The sequence below is a fragment of the Clostridia bacterium genome (assembly GCA_019683875.1).
In the GTDB taxonomy this organism is placed as follows: domain Bacteria; phylum Bacillota; class Sulfobacillia; order RBS10-35; family Bu92; genus Bu92.
This window is the reverse complement of sequence record JADGHN010000161.1, coordinates 1-3,059: the sequence shown is the minus strand read 5'-3', so window position 1 is coordinate 3,059 and position 3,059 is coordinate 1. Positions and strand designations below refer to the sequence as shown.

Here is a 3,059-nt window from a genome sequence, read left to right as displayed (position 1 = left end):
TGCGCCTGGATGGTGACGTCGAGGGCGGTCGTCGGCTCGTCGGCGATGAGAAGCTGCGGGCGGCACGCCAGCGCCATCGCGATCATGATCCGCTGCCGCATGCCCCCGCTGAACTCGTGCGGGTACTGGCGCAAGCGCCGCTCCGGACTCGGGATGCCGACGAGCTCCAGCATCTCCAGGGCACGGCGCCGCGCCTCGGCGGCGCCCAGGCCGAGATGGACGCGCATGACCTCCATGATCTGCCGTCCGATCGTCAGGACCGGGTTGAGCGAGGTCATCGGATCCTGGAAGATCATGGCCATCTTGACGCCGCGCAGCCGGTTGAGCTCCTCCTCCCGCTTGCCGACGAGTTCCTGCCCTTGAAAGCGGATCGAACCGGACACGATCCGAGCCGTGGACGGCAGGAGACCCATCACGGCCTGCATGGAGACGCTTTTCCCGCAGCCGGACTCGCCGACGAGGGCCAACGTCTCCCCCGGCCGCACGCGCAGGGACACGCCCCGCACCGCCTGCACCGTGCCGGCGTAGGTCCGGAAGTGCACGTGAAGGTCGTCCACTTCCAGCACAGGTTGCATCTCGTCGCCCCCTCTCAGCGGTTCCGCATTCGCGGGTCCAGGGCGTCGCGAAGGCCGTCGCCCAGGAAGCCGAACGCAAGCATGGTGATGGAGATGAAGATCGCGGGGAAGATCACTTCCCAGGGTGCCGCGCGGATGGCCCGGTAACCGTCCGCGACGAGCACGCCCCACGATGCGATCGGCGCCCGCACGCCGAGCCCGAGGTAGGACAGGAAGGCCTCCGAGAAGATCGCTTCCGGCACCAGCAGCGTCAACGTGACGATGATCGGGCCCACGGCGTTCGGGATGAGGTGGCGCAGCATCAGGCGCCTCGGCGGGACCCCGAGCGTGCGCGCGGCCATGACGAATTCCCGCTCCTTGAGGCTCAGGATCTCCGCGCGCACGATGCGCGCCATCCCCGTCCAATACACGGCGCCGAGCGCCAGGAACACGTTCTGCAACCCCGGACCGAGGACGACCATCAGCAGGATCACGTAGAGCAGGAACGGCAGGCCGTAGATGACGTCGACGATGCGCATCATGATGTTGTCGACGCGGCCCCCGTAGAACCCGGCGACGGCCCCGTAAATGACCCCGATCCCCAGGGCGACGAGGCTGGCGAGGATGCCCACGGCCAAGCTGATGCGCGCGCCGAAGAGGACGCGAGTGAAGAGGTCGCGGCCGAGCATGTCGGTGCCGAACCAGTGCGCGGCGCTCGGAGGCTGGTCGTGCAGGTCGAGCTGCTGGTAGTCATACGTGTACGGCGAAAGCATCGGGCCAAAGATGGCCGCGACAGCCAGGACGGCGATCGTCACAAGGCCGGCCATCGCCATGCGGTTGCGCCGCAACCGGCGCCATGCGTCCCGCCAGAAGGTGCTCACCGGCTGCTCGATGGTCTCCCACGCCAGCTCACGCGGTGGGGCGGGCGCGAGATCCTTCGCGGAGAGATGACGAATGAGCTCGGCCATCAGTCGCTTGCTCCCTTCGCGACGCGGATCCGCGGATCAACCCACGCGTAGATGAGGTCCACCGCCAGGTTGGCGAGGATGAGGAGCACGCTGTAGAAGACGGTCGTGCCCATGATCGCCGTGTAGTCACGGTCGGTGATGCTCAGTACGAATTCGCGCCCCATGCCGGGAATCGCGAAAATCTGCTCGATGACGAAGGATCCGGTCAAGACCCCTGCGGTCAGCGGCCCCAGGTACGTGATGACCGGCAGAATTGCGTTCTTCAGCGCGTGGACGTACGTGATCGTCCGCCGGGGAAGCCCCTTCGCCCGCGCGGTCGTGATGAAGTCCTGTCGCAGGACCTCCACCATGGACGTGCGCACGTACCGGGCGATGACGGCCATGGGACCGAGGGCCAGCGAGATCACGGGCATGACGGCCTGCGCCGGCGTCCCCCACAGGCCCGCCGGCAGCACCTTGAGGTGGTAGGCCAGCAGGTAGACGAGGACGGTCGCGACGACGAAGCTCGGCACGGCCAGGCCGACGCTCGCGAAGGTCATCACGACGTGGTCGATCCAACGCCCCTGCCGCAGTGCCGCGACCACCCCGGCCAGCACGCCCCCCGTGAGCGCGACGGCGATGGCCATGCCGCCCAGCGTGGCGGATACGCGAAATCCCTGGGCGATGATCTGGTTCACGCTCTGACCGATGTGCTTGAACGAGGGACCGAAATCAAAATGGGCCAGGTTCCACAGGTAGTAGAGATACTGCTTCCAAAGCGGCCAGTCCAGGTGGTAGCGCTTGTTGAGGTTGTCCAGGATGGCCTGGGGAAGCGCCTTTTCCGTGTCGAACGGGCCGCCAGGCACGGCGTGCATCAGGACGAACGTCAGCGTGACGATCACCCACAGCGTCAGCAGCGACGACACAAGCCGACCGGTGATGAAGCGGACCACACCATGCCCTCCTTCCCTTCCCCCGGGGTTTCGCTCGCCAATTTCCGGCAGCATGCCGCCCGCGCACGACGGAGGGTACGCGCCGACTGGCGCGTACCCTCCCGGCGGGCTCCTGCGAGCGCTCGACGGATCCCCGTCACTCGCCCTCGAAGTAGGCCCACTTGTAGTCGACGGTGCCCAGCGCCGTGCGGAAGACACCCTTCAGCTTCGGATTCTCCTCGTACACGGAGACGCCGAAGTAGATCGGGCCGATGACGAAGTTCTTCATCAAGATGTCTTCGGCCTTGTGCATGTTCTCGAAGCGCACCTTCTGATCGTCCGTCGCCTTGGCCTCCGCCACGAGGCGATCGTACTCCGGATCGCCCCAGCCGGTGCGGTTGTTGCCGCTGCCCGTGACGAACATGTCGATGAACGTCATCGGGTCGAGGTAGTCACCGACCCAGTTGCCGCGCGAGATCTGGTAGTTCAGCGCCTTCTGGTCCTGGAGGAAGACCTTCCATTCCTCGCTGGCCAGCTCCACGTCGATGCCGAGGTTCTGTTTCCACATTTGCTGGTAGGCCTCAGCCAGGGCCTTGTTCGTGTCGCTCTCGTTATAAAGATAGGTC

Annotated in this window: 4 protein-coding genes; all 4 read right to left on the bottom strand. The window is 66.0% G+C overall.

The annotated features are described in order from the left end of the window. On the bottom strand, positions 1 to 575 hold a 575-nt coding region (locus tag IRZ18_09315; GenBank protein ID MBX5477303.1), incomplete at its 3' end, for an ABC transporter ATP-binding protein. Positions 576 to 589: 14 nt separating this feature from the next. Next, positions 590 to 1,522 carry an ABC transporter permease gene (locus IRZ18_09310; protein ID MBX5477302.1) on the bottom strand — a complete coding sequence of 311 codons (933 nt, stop codon included), beginning with the start codon at positions 1,520 to 1,522 and terminating at the stop codon, positions 590 to 592. Continuing rightward, complete coding sequence (locus IRZ18_09305; GenBank protein ID MBX5477301.1) at positions 1,522 to 2,454, bottom strand: ABC transporter permease; 933 nt, start codon at positions 2,452 to 2,454, stop codon at positions 1,522 to 1,524. The genes IRZ18_09310 and IRZ18_09305 overlap by 1 nt, the downstream gene beginning before the upstream one ends. A gap of 136 nt (positions 2,455 to 2,590) precedes the next feature. Then, positions 2,591 to 3,059 (bottom strand): peptide ABC transporter substrate-binding protein (locus tag IRZ18_09300; protein ID MBX5477300.1); only part of this gene is annotated, 469 nt, incomplete at its 5' end.

Bases quoted from the DNA above. Each gene is read 5' to 3' on its own strand.
- IRZ18_09310 (MBX5477302.1), bottom strand. From the start codon at position 1,522: ATGGCCGAGCTCATTCGTCATCTCTCCGCGAAGGATCTCGCGCCCGCC.